General features: G+C 62.1%; 20 protein-coding genes. 8 read left to right on the top strand and 12 right to left on the bottom strand.

What is annotated here, in order from left to right; genetic code table 11:
- Window positions 1–104 precede the first annotated feature (104 nt).
- The 4 genes from AC1Q6J_RS03125 to AC1Q6J_RS03110 are packed head-to-tail and all read left to right on the top strand — an operon-like array spanning window position 105 to window position 5,556.
- Window positions 105–3,089: an FAD-binding and (Fe-S)-binding domain-containing protein gene (locus AC1Q6J_RS03125; protein ID WP_492277873.1), complete on the top strand. Its 2,985-nt coding sequence runs from the start codon at window positions 105–107 to the stop codon at window positions 3,087–3,089.
- Window positions 3,090–3,113: 24 nt separating this feature from the next.
- Complete coding sequence (locus tag AC1Q6J_RS03120; protein WP_492277872.1) at window positions 3,114–3,545, top strand: GlcG/HbpS family heme-binding protein; 432 nt, start codon at window positions 3,114–3,116, stop codon at window positions 3,543–3,545.
- A 17-nt stretch (window positions 3,546–3,562) separates the two neighbouring features.
- The gene (locus AC1Q6J_RS03115; protein WP_492277871.1) at window positions 3,563–4,747 is read left to right on the top strand and encodes a CaiB/BaiF CoA transferase family protein; all 1,185 of its coding nucleotides are present in this window, start codon (window positions 3,563–3,565) and stop codon (window positions 4,745–4,747) included.
- Window positions 4,748–4,764: 17 nt separating this feature from the next.
- Window positions 4,765–5,556, top strand: coding sequence for an enoyl-CoA hydratase (locus AC1Q6J_RS03110; protein ID WP_492277870.1), 792 nt, complete (start codon window positions 4,765–4,767; stop codon window positions 5,554–5,556).
- Between the two features lie 57 nt (window positions 5,557–5,613).
- On the opposite strand, the gene AC1Q6J_RS03105 is transcribed toward AC1Q6J_RS03110, so the two are convergent.
- The 6 genes from AC1Q6J_RS03105 to AC1Q6J_RS03080 form a co-directional block, all read right to left on the bottom strand.
- The gene (locus tag AC1Q6J_RS03105; RefSeq protein ID WP_492277869.1) at window positions 5,614–6,489 is read right to left on the bottom strand and encodes a beta-keto acid cleavage family enzyme; all 876 of its coding nucleotides are present in this window, start codon (window positions 6,487–6,489) and stop codon (window positions 5,614–5,616) included.
- A 4-nt stretch (window positions 6,490–6,493) separates the two neighbouring features.
- Window positions 6,494–7,270: an enoyl-CoA hydratase/isomerase family protein gene (locus AC1Q6J_RS03100; RefSeq protein ID WP_492277868.1), complete on the bottom strand. Its 777-nt coding sequence runs from the start codon at window positions 7,268–7,270 to the stop codon at window positions 6,494–6,496.
- A 12-nt stretch (window positions 7,271–7,282) separates the two neighbouring features.
- On the bottom strand, window positions 7,283–9,277 hold the full coding sequence (locus AC1Q6J_RS03095; protein ID WP_492277867.1) for an acetyl/propionyl/methylcrotonyl-CoA carboxylase subunit alpha: 1,995 nt from the start codon (window positions 9,275–9,277) through the stop codon (window positions 7,283–7,285).
- A complete protein-coding gene (locus AC1Q6J_RS03090; protein ID WP_492277866.1) occupies window positions 9,274–10,893 on the bottom strand; it encodes an acyl-CoA carboxylase subunit beta in 1,620 nt (539 codons plus the stop codon). The genes AC1Q6J_RS03095 and AC1Q6J_RS03090 overlap by 4 nt, the downstream gene beginning before the upstream one ends.
- A 15-nt stretch (window positions 10,894–10,908) precedes the next feature.
- Window positions 10,909–12,513, bottom strand: a complete 1,605-nt coding sequence (locus AC1Q6J_RS03085) for an AMP-binding protein (protein ID WP_492277865.1) — start codon at window positions 12,511–12,513, stop codon at window positions 10,909–10,911.
- Between the two features lie 61 nt (window positions 12,514–12,574).
- The gene (locus tag AC1Q6J_RS03080; RefSeq protein ID WP_492277864.1) at window positions 12,575–13,438 is read right to left on the bottom strand and encodes a beta-keto acid cleavage family enzyme; all 864 of its coding nucleotides are present in this window, start codon (window positions 13,436–13,438) and stop codon (window positions 12,575–12,577) included.
- Between the two features lie 166 nt (window positions 13,439–13,604).
- Here AC1Q6J_RS03080 and AC1Q6J_RS03075 point away from each other — a divergent pair, with 166 nt between their 5' ends.
- The 3 genes from AC1Q6J_RS03075 to AC1Q6J_RS03065 are packed head-to-tail and all read left to right on the top strand — an operon-like array spanning window position 13,605 to window position 16,672.
- Window positions 13,605–14,771 (top strand): acyl-CoA dehydrogenase family protein, encoded by a 1,167-nt coding sequence (locus AC1Q6J_RS03075; protein WP_492277863.1) that lies wholly within the window; start codon window positions 13,605–13,607, stop codon window positions 14,769–14,771.
- 27 nt (window positions 14,772–14,798) lie between these two features.
- Window positions 14,799–15,950, top strand: a complete 1,152-nt coding sequence (locus tag AC1Q6J_RS03070; RefSeq protein WP_492277862.1) for an acyl-CoA dehydrogenase family protein — start codon at window positions 14,799–14,801, stop codon at window positions 15,948–15,950.
- Between the two features lie 59 nt (window positions 15,951–16,009).
- Window positions 16,010–16,672 carry a glutathione S-transferase family protein gene (locus AC1Q6J_RS03065; protein WP_492277861.1) on the top strand — a complete coding sequence of 221 codons (663 nt, stop codon included), beginning with the start codon at window positions 16,010–16,012 and terminating at the stop codon, window positions 16,670–16,672.
- Here AC1Q6J_RS03065 and AC1Q6J_RS03060 read toward each other — a convergent pair.
- Window positions 16,669–17,448, bottom strand: a complete 780-nt coding sequence (locus AC1Q6J_RS03060; protein WP_492277860.1) for a helix-turn-helix domain-containing protein — start codon at window positions 17,446–17,448, stop codon at window positions 16,669–16,671. The genes AC1Q6J_RS03065 and AC1Q6J_RS03060 overlap by 4 nt on opposite strands.
- A gap of 93 nt (window positions 17,449–17,541) precedes the next feature.
- Complete coding sequence (locus tag AC1Q6J_RS03055) at window positions 17,542–18,837, bottom strand: acyl-CoA dehydrogenase family protein (protein ID WP_492277859.1); 1,296 nt, start codon at window positions 18,835–18,837, stop codon at window positions 17,542–17,544.
- 216 nt (window positions 18,838–19,053) lie between these two features.
- Between AC1Q6J_RS03055 and AC1Q6J_RS03050 the strand changes: the two genes are divergently transcribed.
- Window positions 19,054–19,833 carry an enoyl-CoA hydratase-related protein gene (locus tag AC1Q6J_RS03050; protein WP_492277858.1) on the top strand — a complete coding sequence of 260 codons (780 nt, stop codon included), beginning with the start codon at window positions 19,054–19,056 and terminating at the stop codon, window positions 19,831–19,833.
- 140 nt (window positions 19,834–19,973) lie between these two features.
- On the opposite strand, the gene AC1Q6J_RS03045 is transcribed toward AC1Q6J_RS03050, so the two are convergent.
- The 4 genes from AC1Q6J_RS03045 to AC1Q6J_RS03030 form a co-directional block, all read right to left on the bottom strand.
- The gene (locus tag AC1Q6J_RS03045; protein WP_492277857.1) at window positions 19,974–20,357 is read right to left on the bottom strand and encodes a DUF6285 domain-containing protein; all 384 of its coding nucleotides are present in this window, start codon (window positions 20,355–20,357) and stop codon (window positions 19,974–19,976) included.
- A 24-nt stretch (window positions 20,358–20,381) separates the two neighbouring features.
- Window positions 20,382–21,377, bottom strand: a complete 996-nt coding sequence (locus tag AC1Q6J_RS03040; protein WP_492277856.1) for a phosphotransferase family protein — start codon at window positions 21,375–21,377, stop codon at window positions 20,382–20,384.
- Between the two features lie 93 nt (window positions 21,378–21,470).
- On the bottom strand, window positions 21,471–22,670 hold the full coding sequence (locus AC1Q6J_RS03035; RefSeq protein WP_492277855.1) for an ABC transporter substrate-binding protein: 1,200 nt from the start codon (window positions 22,668–22,670) through the stop codon (window positions 21,471–21,473).
- 116 nt (window positions 22,671–22,786) lie between these two features.
- Complete coding sequence (locus AC1Q6J_RS03030; RefSeq protein ID WP_492277854.1) at window positions 22,787–24,625, bottom strand: AMP-dependent synthetase/ligase; 1,839 nt, start codon at window positions 24,623–24,625, stop codon at window positions 22,787–22,789.
- Window positions 24,626–24,721 lie beyond the last annotated feature (96 nt).

The raw sequence follows: 24,721 nt of genomic DNA, 5'->3' as shown, positions 1-24,721 counted from the left end.
AAGGCCGAAGCGAAGCCACGCGATCGGATTTATCCCCTCTCCTCGTCGGGGAGAGGTTAAAGGAACGCAGGCAACATCTGACAGTCGAATATCGAGAACACCAAATGGCTCAGCAGAAAGCCGCGACCGGAAATGCCACCGCGCAGGACAGCGCTCTCGCCGCGCGGCTCAGGCGCGAAGTCAGCGGCGACGTGCTGTTTAATCCGTTCGATCTCGGCCGCTATGCCACCGACGCGTCGTTCTACCAGATCAAGCCGCTCGGCGTGGTCGTGCCCCGCACCATGGACGACGCCTTACGCGCGATAGCGATTGCGCGCGACGACGGACGCATCGTCACGCCGCGCGGCGGCGGTACATCGCAATGCGGCCAGACCGTCAACAGCGGCATCGTCGTCGATGTCTCGAAGCACCTGAACAAAATCATCTCGCTCGATGTCGAGAAGCGCACCTGCGTGGTCGAGCCCGGCATCGTGTTGGACGACCTCAACCGGCAACTCAAAAAGCACGGCCTGTGGTTTCCGGTTGACGTCTCGACCGCATCCCGCGCCACCATCGGCGGTATGGCCGGCAACAATTCCTGCGGCGGGCGTTCGCTGCGCTACGGCACCATGCGCGACAACACGATTTCGATGGATGCGGCACTGGCCGACGGCACGCTGCTGCACTTCGGCGAAGTGCCGCGCGACATGGCATGGCAGAACAGCGAAATGCCGGGCCGCGACCTGTTCCGCGATATGCTGGCGCTCGGCGAACGCGAAGCCGGCGAGATCGCGGCGCGCTTTCCGCATGTGCAGCGCCGGGTCGGCGGCTACAATCTCGATGCGCTGACGCCGCAGCCCGTCAACAACATGGCGCACCTGCTGGTCGGCTCCGAAGGCACGCTTGCTTTCACCACACGCGTCGAGCTCAAGCTGTGGCCACTGATCGGCGCGAAAGTGTTTGGCGTCTGCCACTTCGGCAGTTTCTACGAAGCGATGGACGCGACGCAGCATCTGGTGAAGCTGAAACCGATCGCGGCCGAACTGGTGGACAGCACCATGGTCGCGCTTGGCCGCGACATCGCGATGTTCCGCCCGACCATCGAAGCCGTGGTCAAAGGCGAACCGGAAGCGCTGCTTGTGGTGGAATTTGCGGAGGCGGATCAGGCTGCAAATCTCGCCAAGCTCAAACAGCTCGGCGACTTGATGGGCGATCTCGGTTTCGGCTGGGACCAGCCGAAACGTAATTGGGGCGGCGTGGTCGACGTGGTCGAGCCCGCGATGCAGGCGGCGATCACGGATTTCCGCACCTCCGGCCTCAACATCATGATGTCGATGAAACAGGAGGGAAAACCGGTCTCCTTTGTCGAGGATTGCGCGGTGCCGCTGCCGCACCTCGCCGACTACACCGATCGCCTCAACAAAGTGTTCGAGAAGCACGGCACGCGCGGCACCATGTATGCCCATGCATCCGAAGGCTGCCTGCATGTGCGCCCGGTGCTCAATCTCAAGCTCGACAAGGATGTCAAGGCGATGCGCGCCATTGCCGAGGAAGCCTTCGCGATGGTGCGTGAATATAAAGGCTCGCATTCCGGCGAACACGGCGACGGAATTGTGCGCTCCGAATTCCATGCACAGATGTTCGGCGAGCGGATCGTTCACGCCTTCGAGGAGGTGAAAGAGCGATTCGACCCGAATAACACCCTCAACCCCGGCAAGATCGTGCATCCACCGAAGATGGATGACCGTTCGTTGTTCCGCTATGCGCCTGGCTACAAGATCGAGAACATCACAACGGTGATGGACTGGTCGGCCTGGCCCGGCGCGGCGGGCGGTTTCCAGGGCGCGGTCGAGATGTGCAACAACAACGGCGCCTGCCGCAAGCTCGAGGGCGGCGTGATGTGCCCGTCCTATCGCGCCACCCGCAACGAGAAGGATGTGACGCGCGGCCGCGCCAACACGCTGCGCCTTGCGATCTCCGGGCAACTTGGTCCCGATGCGCTGTCGTCTGACGCGATGATGGAGACGATGAAGCTTTGCGTCTCCTGCAAGGCCTGCCGCCACGAATGCCCGACCGGCGTTGACATGGCTAAAATGAAAATCGAGGTACTGGCCGCGCGCGCCGCGACACACGGCCTGACGTTGCGCGACCGGCTGGTCGGTTATCTGCCGCATTACGCCGCCCTAGCCTCGCGATTTTCGTGGCTCGCCAACCTGCGCAACCGCAGCAGTGTTCTCCGCACGGCGTTCGAGAAGATCGCGGGCATCAGCGCCAAGCGCGATCTGCCGGAATTCCGCAGCGACGTGTTTGCGCCAGCTGAAATCGCCTTTGGCCCGGAAAATGGCCGCGAGGTGGTGCTGTTCGCCGACACCTTCAACCGCGCCTATGAGCGCGAGAACCTCGACGCCGCATTGCGCGTGCTGGTCGACGGCGGCTATCGCGTCCACCTGCCCCGTGCAGCCGATGGCGGCAGGCAGCTCTGCTGCGGCCGCACATTCTTGTCAGCGGGACTGGTCGAAAACGCAAAGGCCGAGCTCAATCGCGTGGTCGAAACATTGATCCCGTTCGCGGAGCGCGGCGTGCCGATCGTCGGGCTGGAGCCGAGTTGCCTTCTGACACTGCGCGATGAGCTGCTGTCGTTGCGTTCCGACGATGCCGCGAAGACAGTCAGCGCCCACGCCCTGCTGTTCGAGGAATTCCTGGTGCAGGAGGCCGAGACTGGCCAGCTCAAGCTGCCGCTCGGCGCCGTCGAGAAAAGCGCGCATGTGCATGGCCATTGCCACCAGAAATCGTTCGGGGCCTTCGCGCCGGTCGAAAAGATCCTGCGGCTGGTCCCCGGCCTGAAGGTCGAGAAGATCGAGTCGAGCTGCTGCGGCATGGCCGGCGCATTCGGCTATGGCGCAGATACCTATGACGTGTCGATCGAGATGGCAGAAGCATCCCTGCTGCCCGCTGTGCGCAAGGCTGCCGATGATGCGCTGATCGTGGCCGACGGCACCTCCTGCCGCCATCAAATCAAGGACGGCTCTGGCCGCGGCGCATTGCACGTCGCCCGCGTCCTTGCCATAAGCTTGGACAACGGCGCGGCGAAAGCCCCTGCACTTTCATAAACTACCCTACAAAGGACGTATTTGATGACCGACCTGACCCTTGACGTTGCCCGCAAGATTTCCGATGCCGCCCTCGCCAAGTGCCGGGAACTGAAGCTGAAGCCGATGGCCATCGCGATCCTTGACGCGCGCGGCACACTCAAGACCTTCGTCGCGGAAGACAATACCAGCCTGCTGCGCGGCGACGTCGCCCACGGCAAGGCCTATGGCGCGCTGGCGCTGGGCATGGGATCGCGCGCGATCTTCAAACGCGCCAATGAGCAGCCATACTTCGTCGATGCCATCAACACCATGGCGCGCGGCGCGCTGGTGCCGGTGCCGGGCGGCGTTCTCATCAATGACAAGGACGGCAACCTGCTCGGCGCCATCGGCATCAGCGGCGACACCTCCGACAACGACGAAACCGCGGCACTCGCCGGTATCGCCGCCTCGGGCCTCGTCGGCAACGCCGGGTAATCTCTTCGGAGAAATCGATGACGTTTCCGCGTGCCTCGTCCGCCCTTTCGCGCTTCACGGTTCTGGATCTCACCCGGATACGCTCCGGGCCGACCGCCGTGCGCCAATTGTCGGACTGGGGCGCGAACGTCATCAAGATCGAAGCGCCGACCGATCTTGCCGACAGCGAACAGCCGGGCGGTCCGCGTCACGGTCCGGATTTCCAGAATCTGCATCGCAACAAGCGCGCGATGACGCTGAACCTGAAAGACCCGAAAGGGCTTGAGGTGTTCAAGCGGCTTGCCGCGAAAGCCGATGTCATCGTCGAGAACTTCCGTCCTGACGTGAAGGACAAACTCGGCATCGACTATGAGAGCATGCGCGCGATCAATCCGCGCCTCGTCTATGCCAGCATCTCCGGTTTCGGACAGGACGGACCTTATGCCAAGCGCCCCGGCTTCGATCAGATCGCGCAGGGCATGGGGGGCCTGATGTCGATCACCGGATTGCCGGGACAGGGCCCGGTGCGCGCCGGGATTCCGGTCGCGGACCTCACCGCTGGACTCTTCTGCGCGCTCGGCATCATGACCGCGCTGCTGGAGCGCGATGTCTCCGGCGAAGGCCAGTGGGTGCAGACCTCGCTGTTGCAGGCGCAGATCTTCATGCTCGACTTCCAGGCCGCGCGCTGGCTGGTCGATGGCGACGTGCCGCAACAGGCAGGCAACAACCACCCGACCAGCATCCCGACCGGTGTGTTCAGGACCAGCGACAGCTTCATCAATATCGCCACCACCGGCGGGCGGATCTGGGAGCGATTCGCGCAGGCCATCGAAGCCCCGGACCTGCTGACGCATCCCGACTACGCAACGATCGCGTTGCGCTCGAAAAATCGCGACGCGCTGAACGCCGCCATCGGCGTGTACATGGCGAAGCGCTCGACCGGCGAATGGGTCACCATTCTCAATGACGCCGGTGTGCCGTGCGGCCCGATTTACTCCATCGATCAGGTGTTCGATGACGCGCAGGTCAAGCATCTGCGCATCGCGCAGCAGTTGCCCGACACCGGCAGGCAACTCGTCGGACAGCCCTTCACGCTGTCGCGCACGCCGAGCCACATGGCGGCGCGTCCGCCTCTTGTGGGCGAGCAGACGCACGACGTGCTGAACGAATTCGGCTTCAGTGAACAGGAAATCGCCTCGCTCCAAGAGAGCAAGGTCGTCTGAATTTAAGGAACATACATATGGCTTCGACCGACAAGGTGATCTCCCGCAAGGACGGCAACATCGGCTATGTGATCTTCAACAATCCAGAGCGCCGTAACGCCATGTCGCTGGAGATGTGGGAAGCCTGCACGGCGCTGATGACCGAGTACGCAAAGGACGACAGCATCCGTGTGGTGGTGCTGGCGGGCGCAGGCGACAAGGCCTTTGTCGCGGGCGCGGACATCTCGAAGTTCGGCGACGAGCGCTCGAGCGAGGAAGGCGTCAGGACATACAACGATGCCGTTGAGGCCGCCTATGCCAGCGTGCATGAATTCCCGAAGCCGACCATAGCGATGATCCGCGGCTTCTGCGTCGGCGGCGGCATGGGCCTCGCGAGCTGCTGTGATCTGCGCATCTGCTCGGAGGATGCCCGCTTCGCGGTGCCCGCCGCCAAGCTCGGCCTCGGCTATGGATATCCCGGCGTGAAGCGCCTGATGGACGTGGTGGGGCCCTCCTTCACCAAGGAAATCTTCTTCACGGCGCGGCTGTTCGAAGCGATGGAAGCTGTCGAGATGGGCCTCGTGAACCGGATCGTCGAAAATCACGAGCTTGAGTTCTATGTGAAGAACTATGCCGCCACGATCGCGGCCAACGCACCGCTGACCGTCGATTCGATCAAGTTCATCGTCGGCGAAGCCTGCAAGGACGAACTCAAGCGCGACATGAAGCGCTGCGAAGACCTGGTTGACGCCTGTTTCAAGAGCGAGGATTACAAGGAAGGCCGCGCCGCGTTCATGGAAAAGCGCAAGCCGGTGTTCAAGGGACGTTAAGCGCGTTTACTTAAGTGGGCATGATCTGATCCGAAAACCGGTTCCCACTTTTCGGGATCATGCCCCTCGCGAAACATCCATCGACTTTAACTCGCGTCGGACTTCAGCCGTCGTCGCCGGTTCGCCGCCTGCGGCGCGGACACGCTTCACCGCATCCTTCACCAGAGCTTCATTGGTCTGCGGGATTCCCCAGTGGATGTCTTCCAGACCGACGCGGACATGACCACCGCGCGCGACCGTGTGTGGAATCAGCGGCGTGATGTCGACACCGAGACCCGCGATCATCCATGGCGCGCCGGGCGCAACTTCCGCCAGCAGATCGAGATGCGTATCGAGGTATTTGTCACGCGGCGGAAAGCCCCATGCAAACTCGTCCGAGAACATGAAGCGATAGATCGGCGTCGGTGATACCGGCGCAATCGCCGCCAGCGCAGCACCGAGCCGCGTGAAACCGGGCTCGTAGATCGCATAGCTCGGATGGACATAGTGGGCGCGCGCGATCCGCATGCCTTCCATGATATCTTCGTGCGGATTCATGTACACGCCGCCATGGGCGAGGTCATCAAACCGCGAAATGTGAACCGAGCCCGGATCGATCACGGCCCATTCGATCAGGCCGCGCTTTGCCAGTTCCAGCGTGTGGCCGAAGCGGTTGGTGTTCTGTTCCTGCCCGAGCCCCGGACTTGGGATGGTCGGATAGACAATGACATCGGCTTTCGCGCGGATGCCCTCGATGATGCGCGCATAAATCTCCCAGTCGTCCTTCTGGCGGCCGGTCGTTACGTCATAGGCATGGGCATGGATAATCGCCGCGCCCGCTTCCGCGCAGGCAATGCCATCCGCGACGATCTCCTCGACCGCGACGGGAATGCCCGGCTGTTTCGCGCGGGTCCATGGTCCGTTCAACGCGACTTCGATCCAGACCTTGCTCATCGTGTTACTTTCCAGTCCACACCGGCTTGCGCTTTTCGGCGAACGCCGCAAGTCCCTCCTTCGCATCCTGCGTCATCGCAAGAAGCGCGATCTGCGATTCAGTATAGGCGATGCCCTGATCGAACGACATCGAGGCCAGCGCGCGCATGGCATATTTCCCGCGGCGGATCGCCGTCGGCGACTTGTCGGTGAGGCGCCCGACCAGCCATTCGACCCTGGCGTCGAGTTCGGCAGCCGGCACGACATGGTTGAGCAACCCGGCGTCCTTCGCCTCGATGGCGCTGAACGGCTCGCCGGTGAAGCACCATTCGCGCACCAGACGCGGCGGCGCGATGGCCTGAAGGAGGCTCAGCACCTGCATCGGGAATACGCCGACCTTCACCTCTGGAAGTCCAAACACGACATTGTCCGCCGCCACCGCCATGTCGGTCATGCACAGAAGGCCGATACCGCCGGCCATGCAGACTCCATTGATACGGGCGATGGTCGGCTTGGTGGCGTTCTGCGCGGTGCGCAGCATGTCCGCATAGGCAAGATTGGGCTGCGACAGATCGAACGCGAAGCCGGCGCCCGGCTGCAAATCCGCCCCGGCGCAGAACGCCTTATCGCCTGCGCCGGTCAGCACGATCACCCGCACATCATTGTCCTCGTGCGCGCGGCGGTAGCCATCGACGATCCCTGCGATCACCGACGCGTTCAGCGCGTTGCGCTTGTCGGGACGGTTGATCGTGATCCAGAAGGCGTGCCCGCGTTTGTCGTACAGCACTGTTGCGTCAGACATCGCTTATGCTCCCTAAGCCGCGTCCTGCGCGGCCTCGATCTCCGCGACCACAAATCCGGTCGTGACCTGATCGCCCTCCGCGGCGTTCAGCGCCGCAAGCTTACCCGACACGGGGGCGGCGTGAACATGCTGCATTTTCATGGCTTCGAGCACGATGATCGGCGCGCCTGCCGCGACAACGTCTCCCTCCCTGGCCAGCACCGACACCACGCGGCCATTCATGGACGCCCGCAGCTTGCCGTCCGACCCGGCATCGCCCGCCTTCATCACGGCAACATGGGAGAGATCGCGCACATGCGAAGTGACGCCAGCGAAACTGAAATAGAGATCAGCCCCGTCGCGAACGAAGGTGGCTGAGCCGAGAACGCCGTTGCAGGTGAAATGCACCACATCGCCGTCGCGCGACCCGAGCGTCAGGGCGTGTTCGGAGGCGGCGATACCGACCTTGAAGACGTCGCCGCGCTCACGCCGCACCATCGGTTCGATGACGTGGCCATCAAGCTCGAAGCGCATCGGAATGGGGTAACTGTGTGCCAGCCCCAACCCTTGCTGCACATGAACCAGTCCAATCGACGCGACATGCACCAGCAGCGCGGCGATTGCGGCATGAAGCCCATCGCTGGACTGCGGTGGAAGCAAATCGATCGAATGCTCCGCGATGAATGCGGTGGTCGCCTGTCCCGTTGCAAAGACCGGGTGATCGAGACAGCGCGCAAGGAACGACTGGTTGGTGGTGACACCCAAGGCTGTCATCTGCGTCAGGCCCGACGTCAGCCTGCGCCGCGCCTCGTCCCGCGTCGCGCCATGGCTGATGATCTTGGCGATCATGGAGTCATAGAACGGCGAAATCTCGCCTCCGGATTCCAGCGCGTCTTCGACACGCGGCTCTGATGGCGTGCGCCAGCGCAGCATGCGGCCGGATTGCGGCATAAAACCATGCGCGGCATCCTCCGCACAGAGCCGCACCTCGATGGCATGGCCTTCGAGCCTCACGTCCTCCTGCGTCAGCGGCAACGGTTCGCCGCCCGCAACATGAAGCTGCAATTCGACCAGATCAAGCCCGGTGATCGCCTCGGTCACCGGATGCTCGACCTGCAGCCGCGTGTTCATCTCCATGAAGTAGTAATTGCCTGCATGATCGAGCAGGAATTCCAGCGTGCCCGCGCCCTCATAGCCGATGGCCTTCACGGCGGCGACAGCCGTCGCACCCATCCGCGCGCGCAACTCCGGAGACACCGCTGGCGACGGTGCTTCCTCGATCAGCTTCTGATGCCGCCGCTGCACCGAGCAATCGCGCTCGCCGAGATGGATCGCGTTGCCATGACGATCCCCGAACACCTGGATTTCGATGTGGCGCGGCTGAACGATGGCGCGCTCCAGAATCACATTTGGGTCGCCGAACGCGTTCTGGGCCTCGGAGCGCGCTGCGCGCAGCGCATCCGGGAATGCAGCCTCGTCCCTCACCAGACGCATGCCGCGTCCGCCACCGCCGGCCACGGCCTTGATCATCACCGGAAAGCCGATCCGCTTCGCGGCGGCGAGCATCGTGGCGTCGCTCTGGTCCTCGCCCTGATAACCGGGCACGCAGGGCACGCCTGCCTTCTGCATAAGGTCTTTCGCGCCGGCCTTGTTGCCCATGGCGTGGATCGCTTCGGGCGAAGGTCCGATGAACACCAGCCCGGCTTCGCGGCAGGCTTTGGCGAAATCCGCATTCTCTGCGAGAAAACCGTAGCCCGGATGAACGGCATCCGCGCCGCTCGCCTTCGCCGCTTCAATGATGGCGTCGATTCGCAAATACGACTGTGACGGCTGCGACTCCCCGATCCACACGGCCTGATCGGCCTCGCTGACGTGACGCGCATCGGCATCAGCGGTCGAATAGACCGCGACGGTCTCGTAACCGAGGCGCTTTGCCGTGCGCATGACGCGCAGCGCGATCTCGCCGCGATTGGCGATCAGTATCCTGCGGAACGGTGTCAGCTTTATCCCACTCCCGGTTGTTTTCATGGCCGCGCCACCGAGAACTGGACCTTTTGCGGATTGCGCTGTTCCGCCTCGCGGCAGATCGCCAGCACATTGGCCAGCACGGCACGGGTATCGCGCGGATCGATCACGCCGTCATCGAGCAGCCGTCCGCTGGTGGCAAACACATCCATCTGTTTTTCAAACACGTCGATGATCTGCGCCTTCATCGCCTCCAGCTTCTCCGGCTCCATGGGCTTGCCGCGCCGCGCGGCGGCGGCTTCCGCGACAATCGCCATCGTGCCGGCCGCCTGCTCACCGCCCATCACGGCGGTTTTGGCGTTGGGCCAGGAGAAGCAGAATCGCGGATGAAAGCCTCGCCCGCACATGCCGTAGTTGCCCGCACCGAACGACGCGCCGCAATAGATGGTGATCTGCGGCACGGTGGCGTTGGTCACTGCCTGGATCATCTTGGAGCCATGCTTGATCATGCCGGCTTCTTCATAAGCCTTGCCGACCATGTATCCCGTGGTGTTGTTCAGATACAGGATCGGCGTGCGCGACTGGCAGCAGGCTTGAATGAAATGCGTCGCCTTGTTGGCGCCGTTCGGGTCGAGCGGTCCATTGTTGGTGATGATGCCGATGGCGTGGCCGCCGATGCGGCCGTGGCCGCAGACGGTCGCCGGTCCATAGTTCGCACCGATCTCGAGAAAATCCGAGCCGTCGAGAATGCGCGCGATGATCTGCTTCATGTCGACGGGCCGCTTGTGGTCCATCGGCATAATGCCGAGAAGTTCTTCAGTGTCGTACAACGGCTGGCGCGGCGGCTCGCCGCTGTCCGGCTGCGCGCGATCCCAGTTAAGATCAGCCATGATCTGCCGGGCGATGCCGAGCGCCTCGCGGTCGTCTTCGGCAAGATAGTCGCCGAGGCCGGAAATGCTGGTGTGCATCTCCGCGCCACCAAGTTCCTCTTCCGTAGCGATCTCACCTGTGGCGGCTTTCAGCAGCGGCGGCCCGGCCAGGAACGCGCGCGTCCGCCCCCGCACCATCACGATGTAATCGGACAGGCCGGTCTGATATGCACCGCCCGCGGTGGACGAACCGTGGGTCACGGTCACCACCGGGAGTCCGGCAGCGGAGAGCAGCGCAAGGTTGCGAAACGTGGTGCCGCCGCGAATGAAATCCTCGACGCGATAGCGCAGCAGGTTCGCACCGGCGCTCTCCACCAGTTGCACCGACGGCAGCTTGTTCTCCAGCGCGATCTCCTGCGAGCGCAGCCGCTTGTCGAGCCCCATCGGCTGTAGCGATCCGGCCTCGATGCCGGAATCGCTCGCCGTCACCATGCAGCGCACGCCTGAAACGAAGCCGATGCCCGCAATGGTGCCGCCGCCAGGAATGCTCTTTTCCGGGTCCGGCGTATCGAGGCAATATCCCGCCAGCGCAGAGAGTTCGAGGAACGGCGCACCGGGATCGAGCAGCAGCGCGATGCGCTCGCGCGGCAGCAATTGTCCCCGCTCATGAAACCGCTTCTTCGACAGTTCAGACGCAGCGCTGGTTCGCCCCACCACCGCATTGACCCGCGCGATCTGCGCGAGCATGCCCGCGCGATTGGCCTGATAGGTCTCGCTCGTGTGGGAAATCGAGTTCTCAATCACCGTCATAAATGGTCTTTACTTTCAAGCCGCCGACGTCGCGTTGAAGTGATCGACGAATTGCTGGCGCAACTCGACCTTGCGCAGCTTGCCGGTGGCGGTCATCGGCATTTCGTCAAGAATCCGCACCAGCTTTGGAATCTGGAATCCGCCGAGGGATTTGCGGCAGTGTTCAATGATGTCAGTTTCGCCCGCCTGCGATCCAGGTTTCAGCTTGACGAAGGCGGACACCGCCTCGCCCCATTGCGGATGCGGCAGACCGACCACCGCGGCATTCAGCACCGCCGGATGGGCCAGCAGCGTTTCCTCGATCTTCACCGAGGCGACGTTCTCGCCGCCGGACTTGATCATATCTTTCTTGCGGTCAATGAACAGCACCTCACCGTGCTCGTCGATCAGCGCCAGATCACCGGTGTGATGCCATCCAAACTTGCGCGCGGCAGCCGTCGCCTCCGGGTCCTTGTAGTAGCCCATCATCACGTTTGGCCCGCGATGGACGATCTCGCCGATCTGTCCAGGCGGCAACAAGTTGCCTTCGTCATCCATGATCGCGGTCTCGTTGACGATCATCGACTCACCCCAGTAATTGCCGAATCGCGCCAATTGCCGATCCGGTTGCGACATGGTGGTCGCCGGGTACATTTCCGTTTGTCCGCTCGGCTGCACGAATGTCGGACACAGTTCTGCAATGCATCGCTCCAGCAAGGGGCGCGGCATCGGCGCCATGGTGTAAATGCAGGTGCGCAAGGCCGAGAGATCGAACTCTTTCCGGCGCGGGTGGTCGAGGATCGCCTGATACATCGCCGGCAATCCGATAAACACCGTCAACCTGTCGCGCTGAATCGCTTCCAAGCAGGCCACCGGATCGAAGCCGCGCATGATCGCCAGCTTGCCCCCGACCGATAGATATGTCAGCAGCAGCACATGGGCAGCGCAATGAAACAGCGGGAATTGCCCGGTGATGCCGTCATTGCGATCGAGATGCATCTCGATGGCGTTACTCATCGCCGCCATCACCACTGCGAGATGGCAATGCATCGCGCCTTTCGGCCGCGACGTCGTGCCCGAGGTGTAGATGATCATCGCCAGATCGCGGTCGTTGAATTCGACTTCCGGTTCGATGTCGGACTGTCCCTTGATCAGGTCGTTGAAGCTCTCGAGACCCTGTTCTTTCGCCTTGCCGGTCAGGTCAACGGCAATGAGATCGACACCGCGCTTTTCCAGCGCCGCGCGCCGTTCCGGCTGCGCATACAGGTTATCGTCGATCAGCGCGAAGCGAACTCCGGCATGATCGAGGATGTAGTCCATGTCGGACGGGCCGAGCATCGTATTGATCGGAACCCAGACCAGCCCCGCGCGGTGAATGCCGAACAGCGCTTTGACGAATTCAACCGAATTATTGCAGATCGTGGAGATTTTCTCGCCGGGCTTGAGTCCGCGCGCCACCAGATAGTTCGCGAAACGGTTGGCGTCGTGTTCCATCTCGGTGAAGGTGACCTGCCGCGCACCATCGGTCAGCGCGATACGATTCGGAAACCGGCAAGCGGCGCGGCGCAGAATATCGCCCACGGCCACCCGTCCGATGCGTCCCGGACCGGGCACGCCGCCCGTTGCAGTCAGATCGTTCATGACGTTATCTCCCTGTCTCAGCCATATTCTTGGGTGTATGGCTCTTGGTCCGTTGTGGCCGTTATTGCATCAGCTTGAGAATCTTCCGTGCCTCGGAAGGTGACGCGATCTCGCGTCCCGCCTTGCGCGCGCATGCAACGATGCCCTCGATGAGCTGACCGTTCGAGGTCACCTTGGTGCCGTCCCCGAGATAGAACGTGTCTTCGAGTCCGGTGCGCAGATGTCCGCCGAGTTCGGCGCAGCGCTGATGCAGCGGCCAGATCTCTTCGCGGCCGATCGCCGTGACGCTCCAGTTGGAGTCCGGCAATTTCAGTTTCAGCAGAATCGGGAGCAGGTCGGGATCTGCGGGCATGCCGGAGGCGACGCCCATGACGAAATTGTATTCGAGCGGTCCGGAATACATTCCGTTCTGCTTGTACATCGCCACGCTGCGCACAATGCCGACGTCGAAACACTCGAACTCCGGCAGCGTCTTCGTGACCTTCATCACGTCGAGGTATTTCTGGATCTTGTCCGGCGGATTGTCGAACACGTGCGGCGGCCAGGCCCACGAACCGTCGGCCTTTACCTTGAGATAGTTCAGCGAGCCGGCATTGCAGGCGGCCATTTCCGGCGCGGTCTCGCGCACGCAATCGAGCGCGCCCTGATAGTTCGGCCCGCTGACGCCCGTGGTGTGATTGATGATAACGCCGGGACACGCTTCGCGGATCGCCTGCTGAACCTCCTTCGACAGGTTCACGTCCCATGACGGCATATGCCCCTGATCCGGCCCTTGCTGGCGCAGGTGCATATGCATCACCGACGCACCCGCATTGAACGCAGCCTTCGCTTCCCGCGCCATTTCCTCGGGTGTGACCGGGACATGATGCTGCTTCGGATTGGTCAGCACACCATTGAGCGCGCAGGTAACAACGGCTTTATCCATTTTCGGCCCTCAGGTTCATCGCGAATTGATCCGAACGGTAGGAGGCCGGGACCGCCAACGTCTTGTGAAAACTAGCTGGCCTTGCCACAATTTTCCTGGCGTGGCGGCTTAACGCAAGTCTGCGCCGCAGGAACGGGCCATAAAACTCCTGACGAGGAGAATGAAAATGAACGCCCCGGAACAGTTCATTGATGAGCCGGCCAGCCCCTTTCTGACCCCGGAACATCTGGCGTTCCGCGACATGCTGCGGCGCTTTGTGGCGACCGAAATCGAACCTTTTGCAGCGCAATGGGACGAGGCCGGAGAGTTTCCCCGCGAGCTGTATCTGAAAGCAGCCTCCATCGGCCTGCTGCAGCTCGGCTTCCCGGAAGAATACGGCGGCGTGCCCTGCGACCGCTTCATGTCCATGATCGCGGCGCAGGAACTGGCCCGCGCCGGCTGCGGCGGCATCAGCGCCAGCCTGCAAAGCCATACCATCGGCTCGCCGCCGATTGTCCATGGCGGATCGGATGAGTTGAAGGCACGCGTGCTGCCGGACATTCTCGCAGGCCGGAAGATATCCGCGCTCGCGATCACCGAGCCCGGCGGCGGATCGGACGTGGCCAATCTGCGCACCGCCGCACGGCGCGATAGCAGCCACTATGTGGTCAAGGGCGAGAAGACGTTCATCACCTCCGGCATGCGCGCGGACTATTACACCGTCGCAGTGCGCACCGGCGGCGAAGGCGCCAGCGGCGTTAGCCTCTTGCTGATCGAACGCGACACGCCAGGCTTCTCACGCACTCCGCTGAAGAAAATGGGCTGGTGGGCGTCGGACACCGCAACGCTCTATTTCGACGAGTGCCGCGTGCCGGCCGGAAACCTGATCGGACAGGAGAATGCCGGCTTCAAGCTGATCATGAAAAATTTCAACAGCGAGCGGCTTGGCATGGCCGCGGGTTGCGCATCGGCGGCGCGAGTCTGCGTCGAGGAAGCTATCGCCTACGCCCGCGAGCGTAAAACCTTCGGCAAGCGCCTCGCCGATCATCAGGTGATCCGCCACAAGATCGTGGACATGGCGCAGCGCGTGGCAGCGACGCAGGCGATGCTCGAAATGCTGATCTGGCGGCTTGAGCAAGGCGACAATCCGGTCGCCGAGGTCTGCATGTGCAAGAATCAGGCGACACAGACGCTCGCTTACTGCGCCTCAGAAGCGGTACAGATTTTCGGCGGCGCGGGTTTCATGCGCGGGCCGAAGGTCGAGCGCATCTATCGCGAGGTCAAGGTCAACGCCATCGGCGGCGGCACCGAGGAAATCATGAAAGATCTGGCAAGCCGCCAGATGGGACTTTGAGAACATAAGAAAACATCAGGAAACGCAATGCAGTTCACGCAGGAACACGACGCCATCCGCCGCACCATGCAGCAGTTCATCAAGAACGAGATCAATCCGTTCGTCGATGAATGGGAGCGCGACGGGATCTATCCGGCGCATCAGGTATTCAAGAAGATGGGCGATCTCGGCCTGCTCGGCCTGTGCAAGCCGGTGGAATACGGCGGCGCAGGCCTCGATTACAGCTATGGCATGGTAATGGCGGAGGAACTCGGCGCGATCAACGCGGGCGGCGTCGGTATGTCGATCGGTGTGCAGACCGACATGGCGACGCCCGCGCTGGCGCGGTTCGGATCCGACGAGATGAAGCGCGAATTTCTCGCGCCGTCCATTGCGGGCGATTACGTCGCCTGCATCGGCGTCTCGGAGCCCGGCGCAGGATCGGACGTCGCCTCGATCAAGACCACCGCCCGCTCCGACGGCGACGATTACATCATCAACGGCGGCAAGATGTGGATCACCAACGGCACGCAGGCCGACTGGATGTGCCTGCTCGCCAATACCGGCGAAGGCCCGGTCCATCGCAACAAATCGCTGATCTGTCTGCCGATGAAGACCAAGGGCGTGGAGGTTCTGCGCAAGCTCGACAAGCTCGGCATGCATTGCTCGGACACCGCTGAAATCAAATTTACCGACGTGCGCGTCCCGAAGCGCAACCGCATCGGAGACGAAGGCAAGGGCTTCACCTACCAGATGCTGCAATTCCAGGAGGAGCGGCTGTGGGCGGTGGCGGCGTGTCTGAAGTCCCACGAAAAGACCATCGACGAGACCATCGAGTATACCCGCGCACGCAAGGCGTTCGGCAAGCCGCTGCTCGACAATCAGGTGATCCACTTCCGTCTCGCCGAATTGAAGACCGAAGTCGAGTTGTTACGCTCCCTGCTCTATCGCGCTTGTGAGGAGTACATCAACGGCAACGACGTGACCCCGCTGGCGACCATGGGAAAACTGAAGGCCGGCCGCCTGGGCCGGGAGATTCCCGACGCCTGCCTGCAATACTGGGGTGGCATGGGCTTCATGAATGAAACCCGCGTCAGCCGCGCCTATCGCGACCGGCGGCTGACCTCGATCGGCGGCGGCGCCGACGAGGTGATGCTTAGCGTGTTGTGCAAATACATGGGTACGTTGCCGGAGCAGTAAGCGCTTGCGCCAGATCGCGATACGCGCTGTATAGCACTGTAATCAGGGACACATCCAACATGCTCACGCTTTTTCACTGCGCCAGCGCGCGTTCGTTCCGGCCGCTCTGGACGCTGGAAGAACTCGGCATTCCCTATGACCTGAAAATGTTACCCTTCCCGCCGCGATTCCTGAAGCGCGAGTATCTCGAACTCAATCCGCTCGGCACCATTCCACTGCTGATCGATGGCGCGACCCGAATGACCGAGTCCTCGGCCATGTGTCACTACCTCGTGACGAAGTACGGCCCGACCCCGCTGAATGTCGCCGTCGATGAACCCGCCTATGGCTCCTATCTGAATTGGCTGTTTTTCGGGGAAACCACGCTGACATTTCCCCAAACTATCTACTTCCGTTATTCGCAGCTTGAACCCGACGAGAAGAAAAATCCGCAGGCCGCCGCCGATTATGCGCGCTGGTTTCTCGCCCGGCTGCGCGCGCTGGAGACAGCCGTCTCGCAATCTGACTGGGTCTGCGCCGGGCGCTTCACCGCTGCGGACATTTCGGTTGGCTACGCGCTGATGTTCGCGCAGTCCAATGGGCTGTCCGCGCAATTTACTCCCGCTGTCGCCGCCTATTGGGAGCGGCTCAAGCAGCGCGACGGATTCCGCAAGGCGATCGCGGCGCAGGACCGCGCGGGAGCCGAGCAAGGCGTCGCGCCGAGCGTGCCGGCTGCGACCTAAGCCCTCATCCCTGTCGCATCACTCGCAACATCCCTGCCGCTGATGATCTGCAGCCGCCGCGAGCCGGAAAACAGCGCGCTCGGCTGCAATCCATAAATGCGGCGCAGCGAGTGGCTGAAATGCGTCGAGTCCGGGTAACCGGCATCGAGCGCGAAATGCGCGAGGTTTCGCTCGACATTGACGTGATGCAGGATATTCCGCGCGCGCTTCCAGGCGCGGAAGGTCTTGAAATTCATGCTGGTCTCGTCCTTAAACAGATGCAGGAAGCGCGACAGCGAGAGCTTGACGCCGCTGGCGCAATCGTCGCCCGAGATGCTGCTGGACGGCTTGGCCTGGAAACGCGACACCACCGTTGAAATACGCGTATCGAGTTCGCGCTGCCTCAGGCGGCGCTGGAGAAAGATCTGGTCGAAATCAGCCGAGGTGAAACCGCTCGTGCCGCTGAGCGCCATGGTCGCATAGATCTCACGAAACCGCGCCGCGAGGCGGGTGGCCGCGACCGGGTCGTCGCATTGGCGGATGATCTCGGCGAGATCTTCATCGCTGACCGACTCCGGCTCGATCAGAAGTCCAAGAATTTCGCGGGACTCCGACGTGATCTTGTGCGGCAGATAAGCCGGGACGGCGAGGATCTCGCCAACACGCGGCGCCTGCCCTGCGATCTCGAGACGAGCTGTCCCATGCAAGGGCACGCAGACCGCGAGCGCACCCAGCGTGCGCACCGAGGGTTTGCCGTGCAGGCCGGCATAGAATACCCGCTCCGAACTGATCAGCATGAACCGGTCGGACCGGCCAGACGTACACCTGCGCATCGTTTCCTCCAGAAACATTCTTCACGGGCGATTGTTCGCCTCTTGTGAAACCTGAATTTAGCGGCTCTTTTCCGTCGTCTCGAATTTTCCCGCACCCATATAGCCGAACAGGAAACCCGCGACTTTGCGCTTCTGGATTTCCTCGCTGCCCTCGGTGATGCGATAGCGCCGGTGATGGCGATAGATGTGCTCGAACGGCTTGTGCCGCGAGTAACCCATGCCGCCATGCACCTGCATTGCGCGGTCGGCGGCTTCGCAGCACAGCCGGTTCGCCCAGAAATTGCACATCGACACCTTGTCGGACAGCCGGTGCTCGATCTCGGCCTGCGTCATCCGGTCCATTTCCCACGCCGTCTTGCGGATCAGGAGACGCAGCATCTCGGCCTGGGTCGCAAGCTCGACCAGCGGAAACTGGATCGCCTGGTTCTCGGCCAACGCATGGCCGAACGGCTTGCGCTCGCGCGCGTAGCGCACGCTTTCGTTAATGCAGTAGACGGCCGCGCCGAGCGAACTGGCAGCTTGGCGAATCCGGTTCTCATGCACAAAGCACTGCGCCAGTGACAGGCCGCGCCCGATCTCGCCAAACAGCGCATCGTCTGGCACGAACACATCCGTGAAGCTGACACGCGGATGGTCGGTCGGCATGTTGAAGGTCCAGAGATACTCTTCAACCTTCACGCCCTTCGCATTTGCCGGCACCAGAAAACACGTGATGCCGCGCGCGTCGCCGTCATTGCCCGACGTGCGCGCGAACGTCGCACAGTGGGTGGCGACATGCATGCCGGTGGTCCACATCTTCTCGCCGTTGATGACCCATCCGCTCACGCCATCGCGGGTGGCCTGAACGGCCCGTGTCTCCATATGGGTGGCATCCGATCCGTGGTCGGGCTCCGTCAAACCAAAGGTGATACGGTATTTGCCGATCAGCGAGCCTTCGATCATCGCCTTCTGGTCGTCGCGGCCATAGCGGTCCAGCATGGTGACCAGCGGAAAATTTCCGACGATGGAATGCTCGTTCTGCAAATCGTTGTGCAGGCCGAGACCCTTGGCGGCGAAATGCTCGCGGATCACCGCCATCCAGAGATTCGAGCCGTCCTTGCCGCCATAGCGCGCCGGAATCGCAAAGCGTAAATGCCCGGCTTCGTCGGCGAGAGTCTTCGCCTGACGCAGCAGGTCTTCCCACTCATGGCGCGGCAGGCCGCCCTTGTCGAAATCCGTCCGCGCCCATTCGCGGCGGTGATCGAAGAAGCGGATGTTGTCATCGCGCCGCTCGAGCGGCCCGATCTTTTGATCGATGAACCGATCGAGTTCAGAAAGATACGCAGTCAGATCGTCAGGCAGCGAGAAATCCAACGCGCAACTCCCGGACGTCCATCTCGGACCTGGTTTTTCCTTCCGCCGCCGGACATGCAGAGGCCGGCAACGGATGGCGAATTAAGGTAAGCCCGGGAGCGTTAGTCAAGCGCTTAATTAATTTGTGAAGCGGCTTCTTTGCTGGTCTAGTTTGAGCACAACAACGTCGCTCAGGTGTTGCAACGCAGCGCAAGAAACTATTCAAGGAAATCGCTCATGGCCTATGAATTCGCCAAGGTGGACCGCAAAGGTCCGCTGACCATCATCACGCTCAATCGCCCCGAGGTGATGAACGCCGTACATTCACCGATGCACTTTGAAATGCACCGCGTTTTCGACGAGTTCAACAAGGACCCCGATCAGTGGATCGCGATCGTGACGGGCGCAGGCGACCGGGCGTTTTCCGCAGGCAACGATCTGAAATGGCAGGCCCAGGGCGGCCAGCGCGGCTGGGATACCAGTGGCTTTGCCGGACTGACCCACCGCTTCGACTGCGACAAGCCGATCATCGCCGCCGTCAACGGTGTGGCGATGGGCGGCGGTTTTGAAATCGCGCTGGCGTGCGATCTGATCATCGCGTCTGAAAATGCGACCTTCGCCCTGCCCGAGCCGCGTGTCGGCCTCGCTGCGCTGGCCGGCGGATTGCACCGCCTGCCCCGCCTGATCGGCCTCAAGCGCGCCATGGGCATGATCCTGACCGGACGCCACGTTCCGGCGCGCGAAGGGCTTGAGCTTGGCTTCGTCAACGAAGTGGTTCCGAAGGGCGAAGCCCTTGCCGCCGCCGAGCGCTGGGCGAATCTCATTTTGCAGAACGGCCCGATGTCGATCCGCGCCTCGAAACAGACCATGCATCGCGGCCTCGGCGTATCGCTGGAACAGGCACTCGCGGAACAGTTCGAATACCCGGCGGTCAAGGCGCTGGCCGCGTCCGAGGATTATATCGAAGGACCCAAGGCGTTCGCGGAAAAGCGCCCGCCGCAGTGGAAGGGGCGGTAACGCTCACGCGACGCAGGTCGACTCCCTCTCCCGTGGGGAGAGGGGTGGGGTGAGGGCGTAGAATCTATCGTGAGAGCGTCCCCTCACCCGGATTGCTTCGCAATCCGGCCTCTCCCCACGGGAGAGGTGAAGGAAGGATACTATCGATTGCCGCAAGCCTCTCGCTCTCGCCTGTACGACGCATAATTCGGCTGGTCGATGGCCAGCTTGTCCATGGTGGTCTGCCAGACATGTTCGGTTAGCCCCGGCGTCTGGAAGCCCATCTCGCCGCTTGCGATCCGCGCCGACAAGAGGCGGTTGAGTTCCTCCAGCGAACCTGACGCGCCAAGCAGCTTTGACAGCCGCTCAAGCTCGGCAGCATCGCCGGATGATTCATGCGTGAGCTGCCGTACAACCAAATCGAGTGCATTGAGCCCGACGCGCAGCTTGAACGCGGCATGCCCGGACAATTGCGGCGCGACATCGGCGCGGAGAAATTCCGCCACCGCATTGATCAGTTCGACCGGCGTGGGCTGATCCTGCATCTCACACGTCCTTTGCCATCGGCGTCATGCCCCGCGACGCGGCGCCAGCAGCCGCAACAGATCGATTTCGGTTTCCGAGGCGCGGCGGCCGATCATGGCGCGCTCCATCGAATGATCCGGGCCGGCGCGAAACCGCTGCATCATGCCACAACACATGATGCCCCATCGCAAGGTGCCCAGCGTCTCCCAGAACATCACCCGCGCCCTGTCCACTGGATGACCCGATGCCGCTTCATATGCCGCGAACAAATCCTCGCGCGATCCAAATCCTCCGACCGGCTTGTCGATCTCGCCGAAGCGCCAGGAGTTCACGCAGATCCATCCGAGATCTTCCATCGGATCGCCAAAGTGCGCCAGTTCCCAGTCGAGCACCGCACGAACGCCTTCCGGGCCGATGATGAGATTGCCGTGCCGGAAATCACCATGCACCAGCGTCACGGTATCCGAGGTGGCAGGCGCGTTGCCGCGCAGCCATCGCAGCGCCAGATCGAATACCGGCCGCGGCCAGCCGAATGACTTGTATTCGGCGGCAAGATCGTCGAGTTCGCCCGCGACCGTCATCAGCCGCAACTTGGGCAGCCGCTCCCTGTCGAGGGCATGAATCCCCGCCATTACCTTGCCGAGCTGACTCGCCAGCAACTTGCGCGCCTGCGCGAAGTCCGCATCGCGCAAAATCTTGCGCGGGATGGTTTCGCCCTCGACGCGGTCCATGATGAAGCCGCTGCCAAGGCCATCCTCGAACTGCAGGACGTGGCGCACGCGCGGCGACGGAATTCCAGCCTCATAGGCCTGCTGCATCAGAACAGCTTCGGCCTCAAGCCCGGCGGCGCGACCGGGTGCAGCGCCATAGCCCGACGGCGCGCGGCGCAAAATCACGGCGATGTTTCCAGACGGGTGCAGGACGTCGAACGACCAGGTCTCCTGGCTTGCGCCGCCGGACAACCGGGCCAGGCGATCGATGCCTGTGGCTCCCGGAAACCAGCGCGCGATGCTGGCCTTGAGCGAACTTTCAATCGTCATTGGGCTTGTTGGCTCTCAAGTTGGAGCCGGACCGTAAAGAAGATCGCGTGCGCAGGCAATCCCGCGCACGCGATGTCACTCAGACCGGAAAGCTCAGAACATCAGGCCTTCCTTCACCAGCACCCAGCGGCCGTTCTTGACCTGCTGAACCTGCGTCACCGTACTGGCGAGATGGTTCGTCTTCGAGAATTTGGTCGGCGGCGAGTTGAAGATGTCCTTGAACACGTCGCCGGACTCGAGCGAATCCAGCATCTTGGCGCCGGTCAGATCCTTGCCTGCCTTGTTGGCATAGTGGGCGAAGGTCATCATCGCATTGTAACCGATGATAGCCTGCGTGTTGGCGTCCGTGCCGAACGCCTTTTTGTAGTTCACCAACCAGTCCTTTACCTTGCCCTTTGCGGTGTCCTCATAGGGAATTTCAAACCCGGACGCCGCATAGAGCCCTTCAACCATATCCTTGCCGAGCGCGGGCACTTCGAGCACGTTGGTCGGCGTGGCACCAAGGAACGTCACGTTCCAGCCGAGCTTCTTGGCTTCCGCCATTGCACCGATGGTTTCGCGGATCACGGTTCCGAGTACGACGAGATCGCAGCCGTCGGATTTCATCTTCGCGACCTGCGCACTGAAATCGGACGCGCCGCGCTTGTAGCTGGTGACCGACGCCGGCGTCAGCTTCATCGCGGCGACCTGCTGATTGAAGCCATCGAGGACGCCTTTGCCGTATTCGTCATCCTGATGCAGGATGCAGGGCTTGGCGAACTTCTTTGCCTCAACCATATACTTGACCGCAGCCCGCGTGCTTTCGACGTAAGGCAGGATGTTGTTGAACTTCAGCCGTTCCTGCGGTTTGGCGGGATCGAACTTGAAGGTGAACTCGGCGGCCGTCAGCGGGAAAAGCTGCAGCACGCCCGCGTCGAACAGGATATCCTGCGCGGCGAGAACAGTCGGCGAACCCATCGGGCCAACCATGGCGAAGATCTTGTCCTTCTCTATCAGCTTCTGCGACGCCAGCACCGCGCGCTTCGGATCGTAGCCGCTGTCTTCCACGATCAGCTTGATCTTGCGACCGTTGACACCACCCGCGGCGTTGATCTCGTCAGCGGCCATCTTCATGCCGTTGGATACCGGCACGCCCCAGCCCTTGATCGGGCCGGATAGATCCTGATGCGATCCGATCACAATCTCCGTCGGCGAGATGCCCTCGCTGGTCACCTTGGTTTGCGCGAAGGCCGACGACTGGGTCAGCGCCAGCGCGCCCACCGCAAGGCCCAACGCCTTGAACGACTTCGACATAACGGTCTCCTCTCTGTTGGCCCATATTCAGCGAAGGCCGGGCCCTGTTACCTTCGCCGTTGAACGGCCTTTCAGGCCGCGAAATGCGTTTCTCGTGACGCAATAATGCCGAAAGACTACGCCATCGCGCTCGCCCGGTACATTGCATCGATCTCGGCTGCGTAGGATTTGTTCACGAAACTCCGCTTCAGTTTCATGGTCGGCGTCAATTCCTCGTCCTCGGGGGTCAATTGCCGCTCGATCAGATGGAACTTCTTGATGGTTTCGACGCGAGCAAAGTTCGCGTTGACGGCTTCAATCTCGCGCCGGATCAGGTCCTGGATTTCCGGAGCGCGGCACAGGCTCGCATAGTTCGTGAACGGAATATCGTAGTCCTGCGCGAACTTCTCGACGTTCTCGTGATCGATCATCACGAGGCACGTCAGATAGGGCCGCTTGTCGCCGATCACCACCGCGTCCGAGATATAGGGTGAGAACTTGAGCTGGTTCTCGATCTCGGAAGGCGTGATGTTCTTGCCGCCGGACGTGATGATGATGTCCTTCATCCGGTCGGTGATCCTGACGAAACCTTCGTTGTCGATGGTGCCAACGTCGCCGGTATGCAGCCAACCCTTCTCGTCGATGGTCTCGGCGGTTTTCTCCGGCTGGTTCAGATAGCCCATGAACAGGAAATCGCCCTTGATGAGAATTTCCCCTTTCGGGCAAATCTTGACCTCGCCCCACGGCGCGGCCTTTCCGACCGAGCCAAGCTTGATGCGATCATTGGGCATCAGAGTCGCAACGCCGCAATTCTCGGTCTGACCATAGACCTCGCGCATGTCGAGGCCGATGGCGAGATACCAGCGGATCAGATCGGGCGAGATAGGCGCGGCGCCGGTGAAGGCGATGCGGACGCGGTCGAGTCCGAGCATGCGCCGGATATTGCGGAACACCAGCCAATACGCCGCCTTGCCCGCGAGCCGTAGCGACAGCGGCGGTGTTTTACCCTCAAGCCTGTACTCGGTCAGATGCTGGCCGATGCCGAGCGCTTGGCGATACATCCACTGCTGGAGCGGCGTTGCGTCCTTCAAGGCAATGGTAATGGCCGAATAGAATTTCTCCCAGATCCGCGGCACCGCCAGAAATGCGGTCGGCTGCACCTCGCGCAGATTGTCCGGCACGGTCTCCGGACTTTCGGCAAAGTTCATCACCGAGCCGACCGCGACCGACAGATAGTAGCCACCGATGCGCTCAGCGACATGGCATAGCGGCAGGAACACCAGCCGTTCTTCGTGATCGGTCGGCACCAGCAGATAGTCCGCATAGCGCATCTGGTGCGTGACGCTGCGGTTGGAATGCATCGCGCCTTTCGGCGGCCCCGTCGTCCCCGAGGTGTAGACGAGAATGGCGAGATCGTTCGTCCCGCGGCTGGCGATCATCTCGTCCCACAGCGCCTCGCGGCCGTTCATATGGTTGCGCCCGAGCGCCATGAACTCGTCCAGCGACATCACCATCGGATCGCTGAAGCCGGTCAGGCCTTCCATGTCGAACACGACGATCCTTTCAAGAGTCGGGCAGCGGGCGCGGCAGGCCAGCACCTTGTCGAGTTGCTCGTCATCCTCGGCGAAGATCACTTTGGTGCGGGAATCGTTGATCAGATATTCAACCTGCGCTGCGGAGTCGGTCGGATAGATGCCGGACGACACGCCACCCGCGCAGAGCACGCCCATGTCGGCGAACACCCATCCAGGGGTGGCATTCGAGACGATGGACGCAACATCGCCCGGCTTGAAGCCGACCGCGTGAAGCGCGTAAGCGATTTCCCTGGCTGTCTTCAGCCACTCGCGCCAGCTTGTCGATTGCCAGACGCCGAGATGTTTTTCCCGGATCGCCGGCTTGTCGCCGCGCATCTCAACCGCGAGCAGAAAACTCTTCGCGATTGTATCCGCGACGGTGATCACTGCGGGTCTCGCCATGGCTCGCTCCCTGTCTTTCGCCGCGCACAAGCAACGCGGCGCCGATGTCTCCTGCCCTTTTACGCCCGGTCTTGTCGCCGGACTTTCATCGCCAGC

The sequence above is a fragment of the Afipia sp. MLSD5-FHT05B12 genome, from assembly GCF_058793355.1.
The sequence above is the reverse complement of the archived record's forward strand: the minus strand, read 5'-3'. Positions and strand labels throughout refer to the sequence as shown.

Coding starts and splice junctions, on each gene's coding strand:
- AC1Q6J_RS03065 (WP_492277861.1), top strand. CDS start 16,010: ATGCTCACGCTTTTTCACTGCGCCAGCGCGCGTTCGTTCCGGCCGCTC.
- AC1Q6J_RS03030 (WP_492277854.1), bottom strand. CDS start 24,625: ATGGCGAGACCCGCAGTGATCACCGTCGCGGATACAATCGCGAAGAGT.
- AC1Q6J_RS03045 (WP_492277857.1), bottom strand. CDS start 20,357: ATGCAGGATCAGCCCACGCCGGTCGAACTGATCAATGCGGTGGCGGAA.
- AC1Q6J_RS03120 (WP_492277872.1), top strand. CDS start 3,114: ATGACCGACCTGACCCTTGACGTTGCCCGCAAGATTTCCGATGCCGCC.
- AC1Q6J_RS03080 (WP_492277864.1), bottom strand. CDS start 13,438: ATGGATAAAGCCGTTGTTACCTGCGCGCTCAATGGTGTGCTGACCAAT.
- AC1Q6J_RS03075 (WP_492277863.1), top strand. CDS start 13,605: ATGAACGCCCCGGAACAGTTCATTGATGAGCCGGCCAGCCCCTTTCTG.
- AC1Q6J_RS03110 (WP_492277870.1), top strand. CDS start 4,765: ATGGCTTCGACCGACAAGGTGATCTCCCGCAAGGACGGCAACATCGGC.
- AC1Q6J_RS03125 (WP_492277873.1), top strand. CDS start 105: ATGGCTCAGCAGAAAGCCGCGACCGGAAATGCCACCGCGCAGGACAGC.
- AC1Q6J_RS03070 (WP_492277862.1), top strand. CDS start 14,799: ATGCAGTTCACGCAGGAACACGACGCCATCCGCCGCACCATGCAGCAG.
- AC1Q6J_RS03105 (WP_492277869.1), bottom strand. CDS start 6,489: ATGAGCAAGGTCTGGATCGAAGTCGCGTTGAACGGACCATGGACCCGC.
- AC1Q6J_RS03090 (WP_492277866.1), bottom strand. CDS start 10,893: ATGACGGTGATTGAGAACTCGATTTCCCACACGAGCGAGACCTATCAG.
- AC1Q6J_RS03040 (WP_492277856.1), bottom strand. CDS start 21,377: ATGACGATTGAAAGTTCGCTCAAGGCCAGCATCGCGCGCTGGTTTCCG.
- AC1Q6J_RS03115 (WP_492277871.1), top strand. CDS start 3,563: ATGACGTTTCCGCGTGCCTCGTCCGCCCTTTCGCGCTTCACGGTTCTG.
- AC1Q6J_RS03050 (WP_492277858.1), top strand. CDS start 19,054: ATGGCCTATGAATTCGCCAAGGTGGACCGCAAAGGTCCGCTGACCATC.
- AC1Q6J_RS03095 (WP_492277867.1), bottom strand. CDS start 9,277: ATGAAAACAACCGGGAGTGGGATAAAGCTGACACCGTTCCGCAGGATA.
- AC1Q6J_RS03035 (WP_492277855.1), bottom strand. CDS start 22,670: ATGTCGAAGTCGTTCAAGGCGTTGGGCCTTGCGGTGGGCGCGCTGGCG.
- AC1Q6J_RS03085 (WP_492277865.1), bottom strand. CDS start 12,513: ATGAACGATCTGACTGCAACGGGCGGCGTGCCCGGTCCGGGACGCATC.
- AC1Q6J_RS03060 (WP_492277860.1), bottom strand. CDS start 17,448: ATGCTGATCAGTTCGGAGCGGGTATTCTATGCCGGCCTGCACGGCAAA.
- AC1Q6J_RS03100 (WP_492277868.1), bottom strand. CDS start 7,270: ATGTCTGACGCAACAGTGCTGTACGACAAACGCGGGCACGCCTTCTGG.